The sequence below is a fragment of the Bradyrhizobium sp. WSM2254 genome (assembly GCF_000472645.1).
GTDB lineage: Bacteria > Pseudomonadota > Alphaproteobacteria > Rhizobiales > Xanthobacteraceae > Bradyrhizobium > Bradyrhizobium niftali.
Window position 1 is genome coordinate 98,898 of record NZ_AXAB01000003.1, and the last position, 20,068, is coordinate 118,965.

General features: G+C 65.3%; 17 protein-coding genes. 7 read left to right on the forward strand and 10 right to left on the reverse strand.

Translation table 11 applies throughout. From position 1 onward, the window contains the following. Positions 1–65 precede the first annotated feature (65 nt). Both A3M7_RS0105400 and A3M7_RS0105405 read right to left on the reverse strand, forming a co-directional pair. The gene (locus A3M7_RS0105400; protein ID WP_027543002.1) at positions 66–434 is read right to left on the reverse strand and encodes a GFA family protein; all 369 of its coding nucleotides are present in this window, start codon (positions 432–434) and stop codon (positions 66–68) included. Between the two features lie 75 nt (positions 435–509). Beyond that, entirely contained in the window at positions 510–827 is a 318-nt protein-coding gene (locus A3M7_RS0105405) for a hypothetical protein (RefSeq protein ID WP_027543003.1), read from the reverse strand. A 187-nt stretch (positions 828–1,014) separates the two neighbouring features. Here A3M7_RS0105405 and A3M7_RS0105410 point away from each other — a divergent pair, with 187 nt between their 5' ends. The 7 genes from A3M7_RS0105410 to A3M7_RS0105440 all read left to right on the forward strand — a co-directional run bounded on the left by A3M7_RS0105410 (position 1,015) and on the right by A3M7_RS0105440 (position 9,088). Next, positions 1,015–1,743, forward strand: coding sequence for a sulfite exporter TauE/SafE family protein (locus A3M7_RS0105410; protein WP_027543004.1), 729 nt, complete (start codon positions 1,015–1,017; stop codon positions 1,741–1,743). A 20-nt stretch (positions 1,744–1,763) separates the two neighbouring features. Continuing rightward, a complete protein-coding gene (gene radA, locus A3M7_RS0105415) occupies positions 1,764–3,209 on the forward strand; it encodes a DNA repair protein RadA (protein ID WP_025576269.1) in 1,446 nt (481 codons plus the stop codon). A 167-nt stretch (positions 3,210–3,376) separates the two neighbouring features. Then, positions 3,377–4,006 (forward strand): CvpA family protein, encoded by a 630-nt coding sequence (locus A3M7_RS0105420; protein ID WP_011086837.1) that lies wholly within the window; start codon positions 3,377–3,379, stop codon positions 4,004–4,006. Between the two features lie 30 nt (positions 4,007–4,036). Beyond that, a complete protein-coding gene (purF, locus tag A3M7_RS0105425) occupies positions 4,037–5,560 on the forward strand; it encodes an amidophosphoribosyltransferase (protein WP_025576266.1) in 1,524 nt (507 codons plus the stop codon). 156 nt (positions 5,561–5,716) lie between these two features. Next, positions 5,717–6,457, forward strand: coding sequence for an SDR family NAD(P)-dependent oxidoreductase (locus A3M7_RS0105430; protein ID WP_027543005.1), 741 nt, complete (start codon positions 5,717–5,719; stop codon positions 6,455–6,457). Positions 6,458–6,548: 91 nt separating this feature from the next. Beyond that, positions 6,549–7,697: a hypothetical protein gene (locus A3M7_RS0105435; RefSeq protein ID WP_027543006.1), complete on the forward strand. Its 1,149-nt coding sequence runs from the start codon at positions 6,549–6,551 to the stop codon at positions 7,695–7,697. 167 nt (positions 7,698–7,864) lie between these two features. After that, the gene (locus A3M7_RS0105440) at positions 7,865–9,088 is read left to right on the forward strand and encodes an ABC transporter substrate-binding protein (RefSeq protein ID WP_027543007.1); all 1,224 of its coding nucleotides are present in this window, start codon (positions 7,865–7,867) and stop codon (positions 9,086–9,088) included. Positions 9,089–9,262: 174 nt separating this feature from the next. Here the strand turns inward: A3M7_RS0105440 and A3M7_RS0105445 are convergent, their stop codons facing one another. The 8 genes from A3M7_RS0105445 to A3M7_RS0105480 all read right to left on the reverse strand — a co-directional run bounded on the left by A3M7_RS0105445 (position 9,263) and on the right by A3M7_RS0105480 (position 19,844). Further along, positions 9,263–12,529, reverse strand: a complete 3,267-nt coding sequence (locus A3M7_RS0105445; protein WP_063629424.1) for an autotransporter domain-containing protein — start codon at positions 12,527–12,529, stop codon at positions 9,263–9,265. A gap of 176 nt (positions 12,530–12,705) precedes the next feature. Next, entirely contained in the window at positions 12,706–13,980 is a 1,275-nt protein-coding gene (locus A3M7_RS43735) for a TCR/Tet family MFS transporter (protein ID WP_049823226.1), read from the reverse strand. After that, positions 13,977–15,359 carry a ribosome biogenesis GTPase Der gene (gene der / locus A3M7_RS0105455; protein ID WP_027543009.1) on the reverse strand — a complete coding sequence of 461 codons (1,383 nt, stop codon included), beginning with the start codon at positions 15,357–15,359 and terminating at the stop codon, positions 13,977–13,979. The genes A3M7_RS43735 and der overlap by 4 nt, the downstream gene beginning before the upstream one ends. A 177-nt stretch (positions 15,360–15,536) precedes the next feature. Then, a complete protein-coding gene (locus tag A3M7_RS0105460; RefSeq protein ID WP_027543010.1) occupies positions 15,537–16,091 on the reverse strand; it encodes a hypothetical protein in 555 nt (184 codons plus the stop codon). A 30-nt stretch (positions 16,092–16,121) separates the two neighbouring features. Further along, entirely contained in the window at positions 16,122–16,775 is a 654-nt protein-coding gene (locus tag A3M7_RS0105465) for a tetratricopeptide repeat protein (protein WP_027543011.1), read from the reverse strand. Positions 16,776–16,943: 168 nt separating this feature from the next. Beyond that, positions 16,944–18,536 carry a class I adenylate-forming enzyme family protein gene (locus A3M7_RS0105470; RefSeq protein ID WP_027543012.1) on the reverse strand — a complete coding sequence of 531 codons (1,593 nt, stop codon included), beginning with the start codon at positions 18,534–18,536 and terminating at the stop codon, positions 16,944–16,946. Between the two features lie 72 nt (positions 18,537–18,608). Further along, positions 18,609–19,193, reverse strand: coding sequence for an NnrU family protein (locus tag A3M7_RS0105475; RefSeq protein WP_027543013.1), 585 nt, complete (start codon positions 19,191–19,193; stop codon positions 18,609–18,611). Between the two features lie 69 nt (positions 19,194–19,262). After that, positions 19,263–19,844, reverse strand: a complete 582-nt coding sequence (locus A3M7_RS0105480; protein WP_027543014.1) for a hypothetical protein — start codon at positions 19,842–19,844, stop codon at positions 19,263–19,265. Between the last annotated feature and the right edge of the window lie 224 nt (positions 19,845–20,068).

Consider the following 20,068-nt stretch of genomic DNA (forward strand, 5'->3'; position numbering starts at 1 on the left):
GCTCACCGAGGCCGGAAACAGATCAGCTTTCTCCGGCAGCCTCAAGAGGACGGGAGGCAGCATTCTCACCACAAATTCTTGCCGTCGATCACGTTGACCGGCACGGCGTCCAGATCGAAATCATCGAACAGGCGCGCGTTGACGCCGACCCTGGGATTGTCGAAGTCCGGCTTGCCGGTCGACCAGTCTGGCGACTCCGAATAGGTGCCGCAGCCGCAGTTTGCGCAGAAATGGTGTTTGACGGTGCGGCTGCCCCAGAGATAGGTCGCGACGTTTTCCGGCGGCGACAGCAGGCGGAGCTGCGCCGGCTTGTAATAGGCCCACAACGCGCCGCGCTTGGCGCAGAGCGAACAGGTGCAGCGCGTCACGCTCGAGGGCGCCTCCGTCACCTCGAACACCGTTTCACCGCAATGACAGCTTGCCTCGATCGGCATAACCCGCTCTCCGTTTTGTCAGGAGATGGTCATAGCCGGCCCCTGCTGCCAACATGCTGTCAGCAGCAGAATTCGTCATGGAGTCTCGTTCGATGACAGCCGCCTGGCATTCGCGGCCACATGCTCGCGATAGCGCTGGACGATGGCGGCCGGCGTTGCCCCCGCAAGCAGCCCTGCGGCAGCCTCGAAGGCTGCGGCGATCTTCTCGCTCACCATCAGCACGGCCTCCTGCCCGGCGGCCTCATCGCCGTGGCTGAGCTTCTCGCAGCGCAGCCGCACCACCTCGCTCGCTTCGACCGCAAGCATCGCGCCGGCGTACCAGGGAAAACCGTTGTCGGATCCGCCGAGCACGGCATGGCGGTCGAGCGCGGAGAAGGAACGGTGATCAGGCATCGCGGGACCTCAAATTCTTTGAGCGAAGGCTCCGATCAATACGCTTCAAATTCTAAGGATCAGGCCGCCGAGCAGATCGGATTGGCGGTTCCGGCAACACCGCCGATTAACTACGAGACAAGCGGCCCGATCGTTCGCCCTGTGCGCCTCCTCCAGCTACACTGCGCCGATTCCAGGAGCCCCGCCCTTGGCCTTCCTCTTCGTCCTCACCGTCGGCCTCATCGCCGGCACCATCTCAGGCATCGTCGGCACCGGCTCGTCGATCATGCTGATGCCGGTGCTGGTCTATGCGTACGGGCCGAAGGAAGCTGTGCCGATCATGGCCGTGGCCTCCGTGATGGCGAATTTCTCGCGGATTCTGGCCTGGTGGCGCGAGGTCGACTGGCGGGCCTGCGCAGCCTATTCGGTGACGGGCATTCCGGCCGCAGCGCTCGGCGCGCGCACGCTACTGGCGCTGCCCTCGCACACCGTCGATCTCGCCATCGGCATCTTCCTGATCGCGATGGTGCCGGTCCGGCACTGGCTGGCGCGGCACGACCTCAAGGCCAATCTCTGGCATATGGCGATCGGCGGCGCCGTCATCGGCTACCTCACCGGCATCGTGGTCTCGACCGGCCCGCTCAGCGTGCCGCTGTTCCTGTTCTACGGCCTGTCCAAGGGTGCCTTCCTCGCCACCGAGGCGGCCTCCTCGCTCGGCCTCTACTTCGCGAAGTCCGTGACCTTCGAACGTTTCGGCGCGCTGACCAGCGACGTCTTCATCAAGGGCCTGATCGCAGGCTCTTCGCTGATGTCGGGTGCCTTCATCGCAAAACGCTTCGTGCTGCATTTGAAGGCGGATGTGTTCCGACAGGTGATGGATGCCATCATGGTGGCGGCGGGTCTCTCCATGCTATGGAATGCCACACAATCCCCCTGACGACCGACTCACCTGTCCCCATGGCCAAGAACACGCTTTCCTTCGTCTGCCAGAACTGCGGCGCGGCCTATAACCGCTGGCAGGGCAAATGCGAGTCCTGCGGCGAGTGGAATACGCTTGCCGAGGAAGACACGAGCGGCAGCGTGCCGGTCTCGATCCGCTCCAAGCGCAAGGGCCGGACGTTCGCGCTGGAGAGCCTCGCCGGAAAGAGCCCGGACGCGCCACGCCTCTCCTCAGGGATGACCGAGCTCGATCGCGTCACCGGCGGCGGATTCGTCCGCGGCTCGGTGCTGCTGGTCGGCGGCGATCCCGGCATCGGCAAGTCGACGCTGCTGACGCAGGCCACCAGCATGATGGCGCGCGCCGGCCACCGCATCGTCTACATCTCCGGCGAAGAGGCGGTGGCCCAGGTGCGCCTGCGCGCCGAGCGGCTCGGCCTGTCGGACGCCCCGGTGCAGCTTGCGGCCGAGACCTCGGTCGAGGACATCGTCTCCACGCTGTCGGAGGGCGCGGTTCCCCGCCTGATCGTGATCGACTCGATCCAGACCATGTGGACCGACACCGTGGAATCCGCGCCTGGCACGGTGACCCAGGTGCGCGCCTCCGCGCAGGCGCTGATCCGCTTCGCCAAGAAGACCGGCGCCGCCATCATCCTGGTCGGCCACGTCACCAAGGACGGCCAGATCGCCGGCCCCCGCGTGGTCGAGCACATGGTCGACGCGGTGCTGTCGTTCGAGGGCGAGGGCTCGCAGCAATTCCGTATCCTGCGCGCCGTCAAGAACCGCTTCGGCCCGACCGACGAGATCGGCGTGTTCGAGATGACCGGCCTTGGTCTGCGCGAGGTCACCAATCCCTCCGAACTGTTCCTGTCGGAGCGCGATCTCGGCACGCCGGGCACCGCGGTGTTCGCGGGCATCGAGGGCACGAGGCCGGTCCTGGTCGAATTGCAGGCGCTGGTGGCACCGACCTCGCTCGGCACCCCGCGCCGGGCCGTGGTCGGCTGGGACCCGAGCCGGCTCTCGATGGTGCTGGCGGTGCTGGAGGCCCATTGCGGGGTCAAGCTGTCCGGCCACGACGTCTATCTGAACGTCGCAGGCGGCTTGCGCATCCACGAGCCGGCGGCGGACCTGGCCGCGGCGGCGGCGCTGGTGTCCTCGCTGGTTAACGCCCAGTTACCCACGGACGCAGTCTATTTCGGCGAGATTTCGCTCTCAGGCGTGGTCCGGCCGGTGGCACAGACCCCGGCCCGGTTGAAGGAAGCTGCCAAACTCGGCTTCCAGCGCGCCGTGCTGCCCGAATCGGCCCGAGGCGAAGCCGGCGGCGACGCCGGACTGTCGCTCAATGCCGTGAACAGCCTGACGACTTTGGTGGCCGAGATCGCCGCCCGCGGCTCTCGTCGGGGCGAATCCGGCGGATCGGCAGAGAAAAATGCCACACCGGCAAGATTCCGCCGTGGAGAGGGGTAGCCGGAGGTGACGTCCCCGGCCCCCGCCGCTATACAGCCGTCACAAAAGCAGCACGGGATTGCGTGGTTGCGGCCTTGCCGGGAACGCCGTCTGCCCCTCTTTTAGGGCAGCGGCCAAACACCGATTCGCTGAGCACCTTTGAGAGTACGAGCGGACCAGACCAGCCGATGCCAGTAACACTCCTCGACCTGATCCTGCTCGGTGTGATGCTGATCTCGGGCCTGCTTGCCATGGTCCGCGGCTTCATGCGCGAAATCCTGTCGATCGCAGCCTGGGGCGCGGCGGCGATCGTGACGCTGTACTCCTTCTCCAAGCTGCTGCCGACCGCAAAGACCTATTTCAACAACGACACCGTCGCGAGCGTGGTCGTGGTCGCCGGCGTGTTCGTCGGTACCCTGGTCGTGGTCTCCGTGATCACCGTCCGGATCTCCGACATGATCCTGGATTCGCGGATCGGTGCGCTGGACCGCACCCTCGGCTTCCTGTTTGGCCTCGCTCGCGGGCTTTTGATCGTCGTGGTCGCCTTCCTGTTCTTCACCTGGCTGGTGCCGGACAAGCAGCGCCCGGACTGGGTGACGGGGGCGAAATCCCGCGTGGTGCTCCAGGGAACCGGTGATTGGCTGATGGCGCTCTTGCCGGATGACCCCGAGAACACCATCTTGAAGAGATTCAAGAAAAACAAACCAGATGATGATCAAGCTGATTCCGAGCAGCAGCCTTCGGGCAGTGGCGACGGATACAGTAAACCTGCTCGTGACAGCCTGAAAAAGCTGATCGAGAAACCTGCGGCGCGTTGATTAGGCCCTAAAGAGAGGCGCGGAGACGAGATGCGACACCCTGACCAGGACGCCCAACTTGATCTCGATCCCAAAGCCGGTCTGAGCCCGGCCGCGCTGGAGCTTCAGGACGATCTGGAAGGGGATACGCTCCGCGAGGAATGCGGCGTCTTCGGCATCTACGGCCACCCGGAGGCGGCCGCCATCACGGCCCTCGGTCTCCACGCCCTTCAGCACCGCGGCCAGGAAGCCGCCGGCATCGTCTCCTATGACGGCAGCCGCTTTCACAGCGAACGCCGCCTCGGCCTCGTCGGCGACACCTTCTCCCGCCGCGAGGTGATCGACCGTCTGCCCGGGAACATGGCCGTCGGCCATGTCCGCTACTCCACCACCGGCGCCACCATCCTGCGCAACGTGCAGCCGCTGTTCGCCGAGCTCAATGCCGGCGGCCTTGCGGTCGCCCATAACGGCAACCTCACCAACGGCCTGACGCTGCGCCGCGAGCTCGTGAAGAGCGGCGCGATGATGCAGTCGACCACCGACACCGAGGTGATCCTGCACCTGGTCGCGCGCTCCCGGCGCACCCGCTTCATCGAGCGCTACATCGACGCGCTGCGCGAAATCGAGGGCGCCTATGCGCTGGTCTCGCTCACCAACAAGAAGCTGGTCGGCGCGCGCGACCCGCGCGGCATCCGCCCCCTGGTGCTCGGTGAGCTCGACGGCTGCCCGATCCTGACCTCCGAGACCTGTGCACTCGACATCATCGGCGCGCGCTTCATCCGCGACATCGAGCCGGGCGAAGTCATCGTGTTCGACGAGAACGGCCAGGACATCCACAAGCCGTTCCCGCCGATGGCGCCGCGTCCCTGCATCTTCGAATACATCTATTTCTCCCGTCCGGATTCCATCGTCCACGGCCGCTCGGTCTACGAGGTGCGCAAGGCCTTCGGTGCGCAGCTCGCGCGCGAGAGCCACGTGCCGATCGACGTCGTCGTGCCGGTGCCGGATTCCGGCGTGCCCGCCGCGGTCGGCTACAGCCAGCATTCCGGCGTGCCGTTCGAGCTCGGCATCATCCGCAACCACTATGTCGGCCGCACCTTCATCCAGCCGACGCAGGCGATCCGCGAATCCGGCGTGCGCATGAAGCATTCGGCCAACCGCGCCGCGATCGAAGGCAAGCGCATCATCCTGATCGACGACTCGCTGGTGCGCGGCACCACGTCGAAGAAGATCGTGCGCATGATGCGCGATGCGGGCGCGAAGGAAGTGCATTTCCGCCTCGCTTCGCCCCCGATCCTCTATCCCGACTATTACGGCATCGACCTGCCGGATCGCGGCGGCCTCTTGGCGGCGACGCATTCGCTGGAGGAGATGCGCGAGATCATCGGCGCCGACTCGCTCGCCTTCCTGTCGATCGACGGCATGTACCGCGCCATGGGCGAGCCCGGCCGCGACCCGGCCAATCCGAAATTCTCGGATCACTGTTTCACCGGGGCGTATCCGACCCACCTCACCGACCAGACCCAGACCGAGCAGCAGCCCCGGCAGCTGTCGCTGCTGGCGGAGGCGAGCTAACGCCGAAGGCGTCATCCCGGGGCGCGCGATAGCGCGAACCCGGGATCTCGAAGTCGTATCATAACCTCTGGATTCCGGGTTCGATGCTTCGCATCGCCCCGGAATGACGACCAGGCGGGGGCTTGCCCCAGCCGTTCACGCCTGTAAAACGCGGCCATGACAACGCCCCTCGCCGACCGCATCGCTCTCGTCACCGGCGCCTCGCGCGGCATCGGCTTCGCCACGGCCAAAGCGCTGGCGAAGGCCGGCGCGCACATCGTCGCGGTGGCGCGCACGCAGGGCGGGCTGGAAGAGCTCGACGACGAGATCCGGAAAGAGGGCGGCAGCGCCACGCTGGTGCCGCTCAACCTCACCGATTCCGACGGCATCGCGCGGCTCGGGGCCGGCCTGCACGAACGCTACGGCAAGCTCGACATCCTCATCGGCAATGCCGGCGTGCTCGGGCCCTCCTCGCCGATCGGCCATATCGAGCTGAAGACCTTCAACGACGTCATGGCCGTCAACGTCTCCGCCAACTTCCAGCTCATCCGCTGCATGGAGCCGCTGCTGAAGCAATCAGACGCCGGCCGCGCCGTGTTCATCACCTCGGGCGCCGCCAACAAGGCGACCGCCTATGTCAGCCCCTACGCTGCCTCCAAGGCCGCGCTGGAAACGCTGGCGCGCGCCTGGGCGCAGGAGACCGCGAACACGGCTCTGCGCGTCAACCTGTTCAACCCCGGCCCGGTCCGCACCCGCATGCGTGCCACCCTGATGCCGGGCGAGGATCCCGCGACGCTCGACACCGCCGAGCAGGTCGCCGAATTCATCGTGCCGATGTGCGCGCCCGACTGGACCGAGACTGGCAAGTTCTACGACTACAAGACGCGCAGCCTGATGAGCTTCCGCTCGCCGGCCTGATTGGCTTGGCCAATTGACTTGGGTCCCTCCCCGCGATTGACTGCCCGCGCTCAAGCGGCAGCAAGCCGCAGGCCAAAAAAGGGAGGTTGCCATGGCACCATGGCATGATCGCGCAGGCGCTGGCCGTGCGCTCGCACGCGTCTCTCACGCCTTCTCCATCCTGATCGCGGCACTCGCATTTGCGCTTCCGGGCGTTGCGACCGCCGGCGATGTCCCGACATTCGCCGTCGATCCCTCCTGGCCCAAGCCGCTGCCGAACAACTGGATCCTCGGCCAGGTCGGCGGCATCACCGTCGACTGGCAGGGCCACATCTGGGTGATCCATCGCCCACGCTCGCTCACCGATGACGAGAAGGGCGCGAGCCTCAACCCGCCACGCTCGAAATGCTGCGTCTCGGCGCCGCCCGTGCTCGAATTCGACGCCGACGGCAATCTGCTGCGCTCATGGGGCGGTTCGGGCGAAGGCTACGAATGGGTCGGCCGCGAGCACGGCATCGAGGTCGACGAGCGCGGCTTCGTCTGGGTCGGCGGCAACGCCGACAACGACAACGCGATTCTGAAGTTCACGCTCGACGGCAAGTTCGTCGCCCAGATCGGCAAGATCGCGCCGAGCCTCGGCAGCAACGACACGACGCAGCTCGGCAAACCCGCCGAGACCGCGATCGACAAGGACGCCAACGAAATCTACGTCGCCGACGGCTATGGCAATCGTCGCGTCATCGTGTTCGACGCGAGCACGCTGGCCTACAAGCGGCACTGGGGCGCCTATGGCAACAAGCCGGATGACAGCAAGCAGGCGCCCTACGATCCCAAGGCGCCGGTTGCCCAGCAGTTCGGCAATCCCGTCCATTGCGTGAAGCTCGCCAATGACGGGCTGGTCTATGTCTGCGACCGCATCAACAACCGTATCCAGGTGTTTCGGAAAGACGGCACCTTCGTGAAGGAGTTCTTCTTCGAGAGGAACACGCTCGGCAATGGCGCAGTGTGGGACGTCGCGATCTGGCCCGATCCGAAGCAGACCTGGCTGCTCAGTGCCGACGGCGAGAACAACGAGATCAGGGTGATCAGGCGCGAGGACGGCAGCGTGGTCGGCAGCTTCGGGCACAACGGCCGCAATGCCGGTCAATTCCACTGGGTGCACGCCATGGCGATCGATGCCAAGGGTAACGTCTATACCGCCGAGGTCGATACCGGAAAGCGCATCCAGAAATTCAAGCTGACGTCGGACGCGCTCAAATAGCGCCTTGACGCATTTTGCCCAAAAGTTAACCGACGGATGACGTAACGACGCAGCGTCATCCGGCTTTAGGCGCATTGCCGCCGGCCGTGGGACAGGCTAGAGCCATCAGCCGGAAACAAGGCTCCGCAAGAGAGCCGTCCGCATATTGACAATGGAGGAGACTTTTCATGACGACGTTCGCGCGCCGCTCAGCGGCCCTTCTGGCCTGCGCCGCCTTCGGTTTTGCCACATCCGCCTACGCCCAGGACAAGACCATCAAGATCGGCGTGCTCAACGACATGTCGAGCCTCTATGCCGACATCGGCGGCCCGAACTCGGTCGCCGCGGTGAAGATGGCGGTCGAGGATTCCGGCCTGAAGGCCAAGGGCTGGACCATCGAGGTCCTCTCGGGTGATCACCAGAACAAGCCCGACATCGGCGTCAACATCGCCCGGCAGTGGATCGATGCCGACAAGGTCGATGCCATCGCGGACACGCCGAGCTCCGGCGTTGCGCTTGCAGTGAGCAACCTCGTCAAGGATAAGAACTCGGTGCTGCTCAATTCGGGCGCGGCCACCGCCGACCTGACGGGCAAAGCCTGCACGCCCAACACCATCTCCTTCACCTACGACACCTACATGCTCGCCAACGGCACCGGCAAGGCACTGACCAAGGCCGGCGGCGACAGCTGGTTCTTCCTGACCGCCGACTATGCGTTCGGCCATGCCCTCGAGCGCGACACCTCGGCGGTCGTCACCGCCAACGGCGGCAAGGTGCTCGGCGGCGTCAAGCATCCGCTCAACAGCTCCGATTTTTCGTCCTTCCTGCTGCAGGCGCAGTCGTCCAAAGCCAAGGTCATCGGCCTCGCCAATGCGGGCGGCGACACCACCAACGCGATCAAGCAGGCCGCCGAGTTCGGTATCGTCGCCGGCGGTCAGAAGCTCGCCGCGCTGCTGCTGTTCATCAACGACGTGCACTCGCTCGGCCTGAAGACCGCGCAGGGCCTGACCTTCACCGAATCCTTCTACTGGGATCTCAACGACCAGACCCGCGAATGGTCGAAGCGCTTCCAGAAGGTCTCGCCCAAGGGCGCGATGCCCTCGATGACGGTGGCAGGCCTCTATGCGGAAATCCTGCATTACCTGAAGGCGATGGACGCGCTCGGCGCTAATCCGCATGACGGTGCCAAGGTCGTCGCCAAGATGAAGGAGCTGCCGACCGACGATCCGCTGTTCGGCAAGGGCCCGCTGCGCGCCGACGGCCGCCGCCTCATCCCGGCCTATCTGTTCGAGGTGAAGAAGCCGGAAGAGTCGAAGGGGCCGTGGGATTACTACAAGCTGGTGGCCACCATCGCGCCGGAAGATGCGGCCAAGCCGCTCGAGGCGAGCGAGTGCCCGCTGGTGAAGAAGTGACCGCGTAGCGGACGCGCACAGGCTCCACGACGACATGCCCGGGCAAGAGCGCGAAGCGCGTCTTCGTCCCGGGCATTCACGTTTGGGGCCTGCAAAGGACGAGGGTACCGTCGGGCAAGGCCCCGCTCGCGCCATTTCTCCGGATCGCGTCTCTACAACGCGGACGCGCGCTTCCTACCAGGCATAGCGCACCACGCCCCTTCCGGAGTAGCTTGTGGTGACGTTCGAGAACTCACCCTCAAAGGTTCCGGCGAGCGAGAAACCGTTCAACCATTTCGCCTCGGCGGTCGCCGAGGTGAGCGCCGCATCTCGCGCAGGCGATGCACCGCCGACGACGAAGGATGCGCCCGGCAACGCCTGGAAGGTGGCGGCGATGCCGCGATCGATATTGTCGTCATGTGCCCAGCCGAAGCGGCTGCGCAGGGTGAGGATCGCTCCCGGCAATGCCAACGATCGGTCGGTGCGGAATCCCAATTCGGAGCGCGGCGAGGTAGCGGTCTTGGCCGCATAGGCCAGCGCAAAGGTGTCGGCACCGACAATGGCCCGTTCGGCATAGCCCGGCAGCTCGAAGGTCGCGAATTGCGCGGCGGCATAGGGCGTAAGGCCGATGCCGGCCCACGGGGTGATGAAGCGATAGCCGCCCTCGATACGCCCCGCCCACGCGTTGGCGTTGAACTGCGCACGCAACTGGTCACTGCCCGCAATCGTGACCGTCCGGTTCGTCGTGACGTCCTGCCAGCCATAGGCCAGGGCGCCGGAGAAGTACGCGGCGCCGGCCGTATGACGAACGAATGCACCGGCCTGGAACAGGTCGGAGCGCCCCGAACCGAGACCGTTGGCGACGACGAAGTTGGTACCGCCGCCGGCCAAGGCGAACCCGACCTGGGTGAATGGAGAGATCCGATAATCTGCGCCGACGGCCGTGCCAGCGATGCGGCTGGTGGACGTGTTCGATCCCTGTACGGCATTGCCGTCGGTGGTCTGCGAGCCCCCATAGCCCGCGCCCCACACGCTCCAGCGCTGGCCGAAACCGATCGCGCCCGGCGTCTTGGCGATCATGGCGTAGGCGTCACGCTCGGCACCGGGCCGGCGACCGCCGGCATAGCTATCGGCTGCTCCCTCTTTCCCGAAAGAAGCGGCCGTCGGTGCGGTCCCGTCGCGGCCCGAGGTAAACGGATCGCCCAGCAAATTGACGAAGAGGTTCATCGCGTCGAACGCTGTCTGCTGCGAACCTGTCGCCAGCTCGCCTGAAGCCTGTGTCAGGTTCGCCGGGACATTGCCGGCGAAGATACCGCCAAACGCCGAAGGAACGTTGCCGAGGGAATTGAACGCCTTGTCGAGCGCGGTGGCAACGGCCCGCTGGTTGATGTTGAGGCCGGCAATCTCCCCAAGGCCCGAGCCCAGAACAAGCTGCACCGTTCCGCCCGAATAAGTCAGCGAACCGGAAATTCCCGTCGGCGTCGCTACCGAATCAAAGCGCGAACCGTTCAGCGTCCCCGCGGTCAGGATGGTATGGGGCAAATTGAACCGCAGCGTGCCGTTGGCGAGCGCGACCCGCACCGTCCCGGCCAACGTCGCCGCCCCCGTCACATTGGTGAGGTCGGAAGCCGCCGACGACACTTGCACGAGGTAGGTCGCAGCGGCCGTGAATACAAGGCTGCCCTGAACGTTGATAGTCCCGATCGAGTTGCCCGGAGACAGAATGCCGCCGTTGACCACGGTATTGCCGACGATGCCGTTGCCGCCCAACGTGCCGCCGGCATTGACAACGAGATTGCTGGCCGACGCGATATTGCCGTTCACGATCAGCGCACCGCCGCCGACATTGACGTCGCCGGAGAAGGAGCCGGTGCCGGTCAGCGTCCAGACTGAATCGCCGACCTTGTTGAAGGTCGTGAACCCCCGATATTGGGCGGCCGCACCCAACGTGCTGACATCGAAGGTCGCGGCACCGCTGCCCCCGAGTTGGAACGTATCACTGCCCCCGGCGAGCACGTTGCCCGATATGACCGATCCCGGCGCGAGCGTGAGAACGTTGCCGCTACCGGCGAACTGGATCGCGGCCGTTCCTCCAGTGATCGTCCCCGCATTGAACACGGCCGATCCGCCCGCGCCCGCATAGATGCCGTTACCCGTGAGGCCGGAAATGGAGCCATAGTTGATGACTGAGACGGACCCGAGGCTGGCGCGGACGCCTGTATCGCCGCCACTGATCTGCGCGCCGGCATTGTTGGTCACCACCGCACTCGTCTCGGCGCGAATGGCGTAGCCGAAGCCGCCGGCACTTATGGTTCCGGAATTGACGACGGTTGCGACGCCATTGCTGGCATAGATCCCGTTGTTGATCAGGCTCGTGATCTGCCCGCCAACGCCGTTGGTTACATTGACGTCGGTGAAGGCAAAGATGGCAATATTGTTGAGACCGGAAATGGTCCCGTGATTGGTAACGTGAGCAAAGCCCAAATTGGCAGCCATGCCGCCGGTCATGCTTCCAGTGGCGCCGTTCGTTATTGTCAGATTGGCGTTCGCGGATGCAGCGAAGCCGGTGGAGCTCGAGATTGTGCCGTAATTTGTCGCCGTGATCGATCCGCTGTTGGTGCGGAGGGCAACCGCGGCACCGGTAATGGTTCCGGTGGCCGCGTTGGTGACGTCCATATTGCCGGTTGCCTCCAGACCATAGTTGGCGGTGCCGGCAATCGTGCCGGCGTTGGTGACATTCAACAATTGGTTGGCCTGGACACCGCTTGTCCCGCCGGAAATCAGACCGCCCGCAGCGTTGGAGACGATCCCCGTGCCGTAGGCAATGACACCGTAAGAGGTGCCGATGATATTGCCGGCATTGGTGACATTGCCGACAGCGGAAAAGCCGGAATTAACGCCGAGATCGCCGGTGATGGTGCCGCCCGCATTGTTGGTCACCGTGGCGTTGACGAAGGCGAATACGCCAATGTTTGCATTGCCCGTGATCGTGCCGGAGTTGACGACAGTCACACTGCCGTTGTTCGAGCCGATGCCGGACAAGGCAGTGCCGGTGATGGTGGCGCCGGTGCTGTTGGTGACGGTGACGTCACTTTGAGAGAAGACACCGTTCGTAGCGCCTGTGATGCTTCCCGAATTGCTGACCGTAGCGCTGCCGATATTGATTCCGCTATTCGCGCTTCCCGCGATAGAGGCACCGCTACCGACATTGATGACAATGCCGGTCTGGTTGCCTGTCCCGTAACCGTTGGTCCCGTTCTGATCGGTCGTCGCGCCCGCGCATGTAATGGTCGTGCCTGGCGGAGGATTGGGGCTATTGTCGGCCGCCGGCGAACAGGCCGCATACGCCCCGCCCATCAGAGCCAGCGTGACGGAAGCCGTGATCGCGATTGCAGCGGCAGCTCGCCAAATCAGCAAGCGCTGCCGAGGGAAACACCATATCCGGACCGGCAGGCGCGTCATTTGAATGGCTTGCTTCCGAGGCGTCGGCGGCCCCGGCTTTCAATTGCAAAAAGAACGAATCAACAGATTTATTGAACAGGTTAAGTATCGCCGTCGAAAGGCTCCATGTACGGACTTCTGGCGAGATTCTGACGAATCGGAATCTCTGTTGCGAATTGGCGACAGTCGCAACCGTCCTATCCGCGGCCACCAGTCTGGCGAGCGGATGCGACCGTCGCCAGCGTGCGCATCGCGATGGCTACGCATACCACCATCAGCGCGCCCGCGAGGAGGAATGGCGCGCCGGGCAGATGCAGCGGCGCGCTGCTCCCGATGAAGTATGAAAACGTCAGCGTAAACAGGAACGGCCCGACGAGCTGCGACACGCTCTGCACGCTCGCGGTTGCGCCCTGCAACTGGCCCTGCTGATCGGGCGCGACCAGCCGCGTCATCAGCGATTGCATCGCGGCACCCGAGATGCCCCACAGCGACATCACGGGAATGCCGATCCAGAACAGCGGTCCGGTCGGCGCAGCGCCGAAGATCACGAAGCCGATCGCACCACAGCACAGGCCCAGCAACAATGTATTCCGCTCGCCCAGCGCGCGCACGATCGGGCCGATCGCGAGCCCCTGCACCACCATGGCGCAGATGCCGACCATCGCGAGCGTCAGCCCGACCGTCTTGGAATCCCACCCGTAGCGATAGGTCGCATAGAGCACGAAGGTCGACGGCAGCACGACATGCGCGACCTGCGCGATGAAGTTGACGATCGACAGCGCGACCAGCATCGCGTTGGAACGCAGCAGATGCAGCGCCCCGACCGGATTGGCTCTGGTCCAGCGGAACGGCGCGCGCTTGTCGGGCACCAGCGATTCCGGCAGGACCAGAAGCCCATAGAGCGCATTGGCAAAGCTCAAAGCCGCCGACGCCCAGAACGGCAGGCGCGGATCGATGTCGCCGAGCAGGCCGCCGAGCGCCGGGCCCAGGATGAAGCCGGCGCCGAAGGCCGCGCCAATCCGGCCGAAGATCGCCGCGCGCCGCTCCGGCGGCGTGATGTCGGCGATATAGGCGAACGCCGTCGAGATGCTGGCCGAGGTGATGCCGGAGATCACGCGCCCAATGAACAGCCACGTCAGCGTCGGCGCGAGCGCCATCAGCACGTAGTCGGCGGCGAGCCCGAAATTCGACAGCAGCACCACCGGCCGCCGTCCGAAACGATCCGACAGCGCGCCCAGCACCGGCGAGAACACGAACTGCATCAGCGCCCAGGCGGTGCCGAACAGGCCGAAGATGCGAGCCGCGTGTGCGGTGTCGTTGTCGACGAAGCTCTCGATGAGTTTTGGCAGGATCGGCATGATCACGCCGAGCGCGAGCATGTCGAGCAGGATGGTCACGAAGATGAAGGCGACCGCGCCGCGCCGGACCGGCGCAGCGCCCCGCGCCATCGCCTCGCCGGCATCGCTGCTCACGACGGCCGCTTGCGCTTGTGGGCGAAGGGGTTGGCCTTCTCGCGCAAGGTGATGCGCACAGGCGTGCCCGGCAGATCGAAAGTCTCGCGCATGGAATTGGTCAGGTAGCGCAGGTACGACTGCGGCACCGCGTCGGCCCGCGAGCAGAACAGCACGAAGCTCGGCGGCCGCGCCTTGGTCTGCGTGATGTAGTTCAGCTTCAGCCTGCGGCCGGACACGGCGGGCGGCGGATTGGCCTGGACCGCCTGCTCGAACCAGCGATTGAGCGCGGACGTCGACACGCGTCTGTTCCAGACCGCGTAGGCGTCCTGGATCGCCTGCATTAGGCGATCGATGCCCTCGCCCATCAGGCCCGATACCGCGACGATCGGCACGCCCTTGACCTGCGGCAGCCAGTGGTCGGCGTCGCGGCTCAGGCCCGAGATCGCGCCGCCGCCCTTGGTCTCCATCAGGTCCCATTTGTTGGCGGCGAGCACGAGCGCGCGGCCCTCGCGCTCGACCAGATCGGCAATGCGCAGATCCTGCTCCTCGAAGCGGTTCTGTGTATCCATCATCAGCACGACGACTTCGGCAAAGCGCACCGCGCGCAACGCGTCGGCGACCGAGAGCTTTTCCAGCTTCTCCTCGATGCGCGAGCGACGCCGCAGGCCGGCGGTGTCGAACACGCGAAAATCGCGGCCCTTCCAGTTGATCTCGACCGCGATGGAATCGCGCGTGGTGCCGGCCTCCGGGCTGGTCAGCAGGCGCTCTTCGCCGAGCAAATGGTTGATCAGCGTCGACTTGCCGGCATTTGGCCGGCCAACGATGGCGACCCGGATCGGGCGCGTCGCGGCCTCTTCCTCGGAGAGCGGCGCGTCGTCCTCGTCCTCATCTTCGTCGACGGGCTCGGGCATCAGCTTGGCGAGGGCGTCATAAAGCTCGCCCATCCCCTCGCCGTGCTCGGCCGAGATCTGGATGGGATCGCCAAGACCAAGCGCGAAGGCTTCCATCGCGCCGGCATCGCCATGCTTGCCTTCGCTCTTGTTGGCGACCAGCAGCACCGGCTTGTTGGCCTTGCGGGCAAAATCGGCGAAGGCGCGGTCGGTCGGCGTGAGGCCGATACGGGCATCGACGACGAAGAACAGCGCGTCGGCCTGCGCGATCGCGGCCTCGGTCTGCTCCTGCATCCGCGCGGTCAGCGAGCCCTTGGCGCCCTCGTCGAGGCCGGCGGTGTCGATGATGGTGAATTCGAGGTCGCCGAGCCTGGCCTCACCCTCGCGGCGGTCGCGGGTGACGCCCGGCAGGTCATCGACGAGCGCGAGCTTTTGCCCAACCAGGCGGTTGAACAGCGTCGATTTGCCGACATTGGGCCGGCCGATAATGGCGATCGTGAAGGACATCGGTCATTCGTGCGCTGCGAAGGCCGCGCCTGTCAATGCAATGAAATTATTAAAGCGCGATGAGGCCGGGATGAATCCCCATCGCGCTTCAGCTTGTTGTTTAAGCATGATCTCCGCGCAAACGCGTTCCGCGTTTGTCGCGAGGGAAAACCGCTTCGCACTTTTCCGGGTCATGCTCTAGCGCGAGAAGCTGCCGCTCGGCAGCGGCGCCGGGAAGCCGCCCTGCTGCGATTGCTGCTGCGTGGTCTGGGTCGGTTGGGCCTGCTGGACGGGCTGATCGGGCGGCGGCGCGGTGGTGCGCTTGCGCACGATCTTCTGCTTGGGCGGCGGAGCGGCGGTGGGCGGCGCGGCCTCCGGCTGGGCCTCGCCATCGACTTCGCCGGCAGGCGCATCGGCGGGCGCGGCCGCGCCGGCAGCCGGCTGTCTGGTCTTCTTCGCCTTGGCACCCTTGCCCGGCTTGGCCTGTTCAGGCGGCGGCTCCGCGGGCAAAGCCGCAACGGCAGGCGCATTCGGATCGGGCTGCTGCTGCGCGCCCTTGTACAGATCCTTCGGCACACCCTGCTCGAGGCCCGGCACGCCCTCCGGGAAGACCGGCTTGCGGTCACCCGGCAGCTTCTTCTTGGTGTCGAGGAAATCGAGCATGTCGGTCGGATCGAAGCTGGAGCAGCCGCCCAGGACGCCCGTGAAGGCGATCAGGACGGCGGCTGCGATCAGGCGAGGCGTGCGGCGCATATCGGTGTCTCGTCTCAGCTCTCGGGACCGTCAGCTTTTGGCGACGGGCGGCAGCAGTGCCTGGAGCGCCTCGGCGCGCGAGCGCAGGCTCGCCGGCGATTCGCCGTCCTCGGCGATCGCGTCGAGCCATTTGCGGGCCGCGGTCGTGTCGTTGTTGCGCCAAGCCGACAGCGCCAGCATCTCACGGGCACTGTGGCGGAAAGTCGATTTGGGCGCGGCGGAAGCCTCCAGCCGCTGCTGGATGTCGGCGTAGCTGGCGCTGTCGATCAGCAGGCCCGCGGCGCGCATCTTCGCCAGATCCTGCCACTCGCTGCCGACGCCGCGGTCGGCGGCAATGTCGTCGTACATCTTGGCGGCCGCCTTGGGATCGCGGCTAGCGGCCTCGGCCGCAGCACGCAGCCGCGCCAAGGTGCGATAGCCCGACGGAGCCTTGGCGGCGAGCTCGGTGAAGGCCGTCTCGGCCTCCGCATGCTTGTCCTGCTCGGACAGCTCGACGGCCTTCTCGAAGGCGGCGCCGGCCTCGGCGGCCTTCTTGGCCTCCAGATATTGGTAGCCGCGCCAGCCGCCGACGGCGGCCACGATCAGCACCATCAGGGCGATGAAGTAGATCGAATATTTATCCCACAGCTTCTTGAGCTGTTCGCGACGTACTTCCTCGTCGACTTCGTCAAATAATTCAGACACTTATGCTAATCCCATGCCCGTCCGGGTGCGCGCGCCTCAGCGTTCGCGTCAGGAATCCCGTCCCCGCGTGGCCGCGAGGTAGCCTAACGATATGGCGGTGGCAAGGCAAAGCGAGCCCGATCAAGGCGTTAACCACCCGGGAGAGCCCGGAAGAAGCGCCTGCCCGGCTCAGGTTCCCAAGTGCTCCCGCAACTGCCGCTTCAGCACCTTGCCATTGGCGTTGCGCGGCAGCGGCTCGGTGGTGATCGCCATGGTTTCGGGCACCTTGTAGTCGGACAGCCGCTCCGCGCACCAGGCCTGCAGGGCGTCGGCGGCGACCGGGGTCCGTGTCACCACCACGGCATGGACGCGCTCGCCCAGCACCGGGCATGCCCTGGCAATGATCGCGCTCTCGATTACCGCGGGATGGCCTGCCAGCACGGATTCGACCTCCGCGGAATAGATCTTCAGTCCGCCGCGATTGATCATGTCCTTCTGCCGGTCGAACACGCGGACGAAACCGTCCGCATCGACCGAGCCGAGATCGCCTGAATGCCAGAAACCGGCAGTGAAGCTTTCAGCCGTCGCCTTCGGGTTGTTCCAGTAGCCCTTGATGACGGATGCGCTCTGGATCCAGAGCTCGCCGATCTCGCCATGGGGCAGCTCGCGCCCGTCCGGCCCCATCGCGACGATGCGCGCGCCGGGACACGGCAGGCCGACGCTGTCGATATGGCTTGCCGTGAGCTCGCCAGGCATGATCGTCGAGGGCGATGTCGTCTCGGTCGAGCCGTAGCAGTTCATCAGCTTCAGGCCGGGAATCGTCACCTTGAGCTTCTCGATGGTCGCGACCGGCATCGGCGCGCCGCCGAAACCGCCAATGCGCCAGCTCGACAGATCGTAGCTGTCGAAATCGGGCTGGAGCAGGCACAGATTGTACATCGCCGGCACCATCACGGTGTAGGTGACGCGCTCGCGCGCGGCGAGCTTGAGATAATCGGCGGCCTTGAATTCCGGCATGATGATCAGCGCGCCGCCGCAGCGGATCATGGTCGTGATGTTGGCGACGACACCGGTGACGTGGCCGAGCGGCACCGCGGCGATCGAACGGTCCCTTTCCGTCAATTGCAGGCAGGACACGAACACCGTCGAGGAATGGACGATGTTGCAATGGGCCAGCATCGCGCCCTTCGGCTTGCCTGTCGTGCCCGAGGTATAGAGGATCATCGCGGTGTCCTCTTCGCTCACCTCGACTGGCGCGGCGGCCGCGGCGTTGTCTGCGAGCACCGCGAAGCGCGACACATCCGGGTCGTCGTCGACGGCAACGCGGTGGATCACATCGGGGACATCATGCGCATCCGGCAGCCGCCCGGCGAGCCCGGCCTCGTGGATCAGGATCTTGGCGCCGCAATCGGTGAGCACATAGGCGATCTCCGGCTTCTGCTGGCGCGTGCTGAGCAGCACCGTGACGAGGCCCTCATGCGCGGCGGCAAACAGCAGCAGCGGAAACTCGATGCGGTTGCCGAGCAGGATCGCGACACGATCGCCGCGCTGCAAGCCGAGCCTGCGAAAGCCCGCCGCGATCCGCGCAGCCTGCTCCACCGCCTGCCGCCAGCTCAGCCGGACATTGCCTGAGATCAGCGCTTCGCCGTCGCCGTTGCGTGCGCGGGCCTCTGCAATCATCGCCCAGAGACTGGCCGGCCTGTCGCAGAACGCCGGGACAACCCGATCGCCAAAGCGCGCCTCGAACCGCATCGGCGGGATCTGAGATTGCGACCAGTCCATCGGAATGTCCTAAGCTTGTTGCTCTTGTTACTTCCGCGCATGGACATGCGGGTCCTGTCTTGTGCCGATCGGCTAGACCCCCACGACGGGAACTCCGATCACGACAGGATGGAACGCAAACGCCAGCGCCAGATACGCAACCACGCCGACAGCAACCGCGATCAGGTCGTTGGTGACGCCGCCCACCGGAATCGGCGGGCCGCCACTGTCGGTGCGATGCTTCAGCGAAATGCGGTCATACACCGCCCAGCCCAGGAACGAGCCGAACAGGATGATGGAGCCGAGATCACCATTTGCGAGGAGATGCGCGGCCGCCCACAGCTTGATGCCGGCCAGCATCGGATGTTTCAGCGTCGCATAGATGCGGCCGCGCAGATAAGAGGCGACCACCAGGATGACCGCGGGCAGCATCAGCGCGAGCGTGATATGCTTCATCGCCTTCGGCGGATACCAGACGTCGATCCAGCCGGCCGCACGGTAATGACCAAAGCCCCAGATGATCAGCGCGAGCCCCGCAAGCGAGACAAACGAATAGAGGATCTTGTAGGTCCCCTCGCCCAGCCTTGCGATCGCCTGCGCGCGCGTCTCGCGTTTCGTTGTGAAAACATGGGCCGCGAAAAACAGCACCAGCCCCAGGATCATGACCAGCAGACCCACGACGTCCTCCCCTCAACAGCGCCCCGCCTCTGAGGTATCATCGATTGGCCGCCGGTCGCAACTGATGCGCTACTTGCCCAGCTCCCGATTGTCGACATAGCGGATCGCGATCGGCCGCCCCGCCAGGGCGCCGCCGAGATCGCTGGTGAATTTCAGCGGCAGGCAAGCCTTCAGCGATGCATTGATGGCGTTCAGGTAGGTCGTGCGGGTGTCCGCCGGAACGCCCGCGGTGGCGTATGTGAGGCGTGGCGGGCCGATCAGGCCGCCCGCCTTGTTGAAGCTGAAGCGCACCGACATCTGCATGCCCGCCCGCGCATTGTCCGATGGCGGCGACCAGCAGGTGCGCAGTGCGGCGAAGAGATCGCCGATCGTGTCGAGATCGTGATCCGGTTTCTGGTATTTGGCGCGGTCGGTCTCGGACGGCATGCTCTCGATCGTGAGCTGGAGATTCTGGCCGTAGGGGTAGTCGATCTCGGGAATGCAGGGGCCGGGCTCGAGCGGGCTGCAATAGGACGGCGTGCAGGGCCGATAGTCGAGCACGCTGCACGGCTCATGCGCAAACGGGATCGGATTGATCTGCCGGGGCCGTTCGTCGGCGGCGGCGACCGTCGAGATCGCCAGAAGCAGGAAAACAAGGATGCCGCGCCACATGATGCGAACTCGCGATGTCACATACCGGGAACGTGGCATTGCTCCCGATAGCGTCAACCCTGCCGACGTTCACATGCTCGCGTTCAGGGCACAGTGTCGTCGCCCGGCTTGCCGTCTTCGCTAAAGCTACGCCGGCCCAACACCGAAAGCCCGGCGAAGCCCTTGGCGGAGCCGGGACCGGGCGACCCAGTATTCCAGAGACGTTTGTGATTAAACCGACGGGC